General features: G+C 59.9%; 2 protein-coding genes. One reads left to right on the top strand and one right to left on the bottom strand.

All coding sequences use genetic code 11. The features are described from left to right. Positions 1-2,329: adenosylcobalamin-dependent ribonucleoside-diphosphate reductase (locus PHS32_RS23960; RefSeq protein WP_301082102.1), on the bottom strand; the 2,329-nt coding region annotated here is incomplete at its 3' end. 502 nt (positions 2,330-2,831) lie between these two features. Between PHS32_RS23960 and PHS32_RS23955 the strand changes: the two genes are divergently transcribed. Next, positions 2,832-3,372: YqhA family protein (locus tag PHS32_RS23955; RefSeq protein ID WP_301082100.1), on the top strand; the 541-nt coding region annotated here is incomplete at its 3' end.

The raw sequence follows: 3,372 nt of genomic DNA, 5'->3' as shown, positions 1-3,372 counted from the left end.
TGCCGGCGTTGGAGATGTCCACCGTCCAGCTCATCGTGCCGTCGGTGCCGGTCTTCGGTTCCTTCTTGGCGAACAGCGCGTCCATCATCGGGGTGGTGATGCCTTCGCCGACTTCCAGTGCGCCCAGCGTTTCGATGCGGAATTTCAGCAGGTGCGCAAATGCCGCCACCAGGCTGGGCATGCGCTTCACTTCGCCGTCGGGCGGCATCGGCATGTCGAAGGTGTCGTCGCCGGCGGTCTTCATCAGCATTTCCAGCTTCATGCGCAGCCACACCGGGTCGCGCGCACGCATGTCCATCGACAGTGATTTCGCCAGCGCGCCCAGCCCGCGCGGCTGTTCCCCGCCGTTCACCCAGACCTCGAACGGATGATTCTTGCCATTCATGGTGTGGGAAACAAAAACGACGAAACTGCCGAGCGGATGATCCACCACTTGGGAGACCCAGCCTTCGCTGCCGCTTGGCAATTCCGGCCGGCCCGGCCAGCGCAGCGACGCGAGAGTCGGGTTGGGCGCAGCCTCCAGCACGATGCGCCGGTCCTGGTCGAACAGCAGGTCTTGCGGCTGCTCTTCCTTCTTGGCCGGCGTGACGGACAGCACGGAGCCCAGCACGCTGTTGGGGCGATAGGTCGCGAGGCCTTTCAGGCCGGCCTTCCACGCTTCCGTGTAGAGGTCCTTGAAGTCCTCGTAGGGGTAGTCGGCCGGCACGTTGACCGTCTTGCTGATCGCCGTGTCGATGAACGGCGCGACGGCGGCCACCATCTTCATGTGGTCGATCGCCGAGATCTCCAGCGCGGTGACGAACGCGGCCGGCAGGTTGTCCACATCGCCGCCCTGTTCCTTGTAGACGCGCCAAGCGTGGTCTTCCACCGGGTAATCCTTGGTGCTGCCGTCCATCATGCGTTTCTTGCGCGTATAGAACCAGGAGAACGGCGGCTCGATGCCGTTGGAGGCGTTGTCGGCAAACGCCAGCGAGATGGTGCCGGTGGGCGCAATCGACAGCAGGTGGCTGTTGCGGATGCCGTGCTTGCGTATCTTGGCCTTGATTTCTTCCGGCAGCCGCGAGGCGAAGCGCGGTGCGGCGAGATACTGTTCGGTGTCCAGCAGCGGGAAGGCGCCGCGCTCGATGGACAGGTCTACCGAGGCGAGATAGGCCTCGTCGCGCATGAAGCGCGTGAGGTCGGCGGCCAGTGTGCGCGCCGCGTCGGTGTCGTAGCGCAGGCCCAGCATCACCAGTGCATCGCCGAGCCCGGTATAGCCCAGCCCGATACGCCGCTTGTTTGCCGCTTCCTTCTGCTGTTCGGGCAACGGCCAAGAGGTGACATCCAGCACGTTGTCCAACATGCGCACGCCGACCTGGATCAGCTTCCTGAATTTTTCGTAGTTGAAGGTGGCCTGGGCGGTGAAGGCGTTGTCCACCATGCAGGTCAGGTTGACCGAGCCCAGGCAGCAGCAGCCGTAGGAAGGCAGCGGCTGCTCGGCGCATGGATTGGTGGCCTCGATCAACTCGATGTAGGACAGGTTGTTGTCGCGGTTCATCAGGTCGATGAACAATACGCCCGGCTCGGCATGGTCGTAGGTGCTTTCGATGATCTGTTTCCACAGTTCGGTAGCTGGCACTTTGCGGTATACCCACTTGCCGTCGGCGCGTTGTGCGGCGCCTTGTTCCCTGAGTGCGGCGGCAGGCTCCGCGGCATGCACCAGTTCGAAGTCTTCGTTGTTTGCCACGGCGTGCATCAAGGCATCCGTGACCCCCACGGAAATGTTGAAGTTGCGCAGGTCGCCCTTGTCCTTGGCGTGGATGAATCTTTCGATGTCGGGATGGTCGCAGCGCAGCACACCCATCTGTGCACCGCGCCGTGCACCGGCCGATTCGACGGTTTCGCAGGAACGGTCAAACACACGCATATAGGAGATCGGCCCGCTGGCGCGTGAATTCGTGCCCTTGACCATCGCGCCTTCGGGGCGAATGGACGAAAAATCATAACCGACCCCGCCGCCGCGCCGCATGGTTTCCGCGGCCTGCTGCAAGGCATCGTAAATACCCGGCTTGCCGTTACTGATGCCGGAGATCGCGTCGCCCACCGGCTGCACAAAGCAGTTGATCAGGGTTGCATGAATCTTCAAACCGGCCGCCGAGTTGATGCGGCCGGCGGGCACCAAACCGTTTTCCTGCCCCAGGAAAAACTCCTCTTCCCATTTGGCGCGCTGTTCCGATTTTTCGGCCTGCGCCAGGCCGCGCGCCACGCGGCGGCGTACATCCTGAACAGAGGTTTCACCGGGCTCCGCATATTTTTCCAGCAATACTTCGGTGCTGATTTCCTGTGGCATGCCAGTCTTTCCTGCGGAGACCGGGTTGTCCGCTGGCTGGTCGTCCAGCGGAGGAGTTGCAGCGGTCTTTGACGATTCAGCCCGGGCCGTGCCGGGTGAAGCGGAGGATTCGGAATTGTTGCGGGTGGATGTTGAAGAAGAAACTTTTTCCATAACGAGCACGGTGCGCCCCCCCCTTGGATTAGCCGGGCTATGCAGCCCATAAAATTAAAAAACCACTATATCTAGTGGTCCCCCTCTGATTTTCGACTAATTCTAGTGTGTCGATATTTTTTTGCAAGCACTATTTTGGCCTGGATAATTTGATAAATAATTTGACTTGGCCGGCAGCCTGGGGTAGCCGGGTTTGGTTCCGGATCAGCCGGGATGAGCGGTTTCTGGCGGGCGATCCGCGCGGTGGATACCCGCAAATCCGGGTTTCTGGGGTTTTCTTCCGGGTTGCTTGCATTGGGGTGACCATTTACGCTTTAATGCGCGACGTTTTTATTGTCGGGAGCATGGCATGGGGTTTATTGAGAAATTATTCGAGGGGGCGTTGTGGAACAGCCGCTTCATCATATTGACGGCGGTGATCGGCAGCCTGCTGGCGGGGATTGCGATTTTCTACATGGCCACCGTGGATGTGGTGAACTTGTTCAGCCATGCTTTGCATTACGCCGACGCCGGTCTGACTGCCGAGGCGCGCAAGGCATTGCATGACAGCACGGTGTCGCACATTGTTGAGGTGGTGGACGGTTACCTGCTGGCGACGGTGATGCTGATTTTTTCGCTGGGACTGTACGAACTGTTCATCAGCGATATCGACCAGGCGCACGGCAGCAAGTCTTCCAGCAAAATATTGGTCATCAATAATCTGGATGACCTTAAATCGCGCCTGGCCAAAGTGATCCTGATGATCATGATCGTCACACTGTTCGAGAATGCGCTGAACATGCGTCTGGGTACACCGCTGGACCTGGTCTATCTCGGCGCAAGCATTGCACTGATCGCGCTGGCTTTGTATCTGACCCATGCTTCCGAATCTGGCGCGGGCGGCGATGAAG

It is taken from the genome of Rhodoferax sp., assembly GCF_028714215.1.
Lineage (GTDB): Bacteria > Pseudomonadota > Gammaproteobacteria > Burkholderiales > Burkholderiaceae_C > Rhodoferax.
The sequence above is the reverse complement of the archived record's forward strand: the minus strand, read 5'-3'. Positions and strand labels throughout refer to the sequence as shown.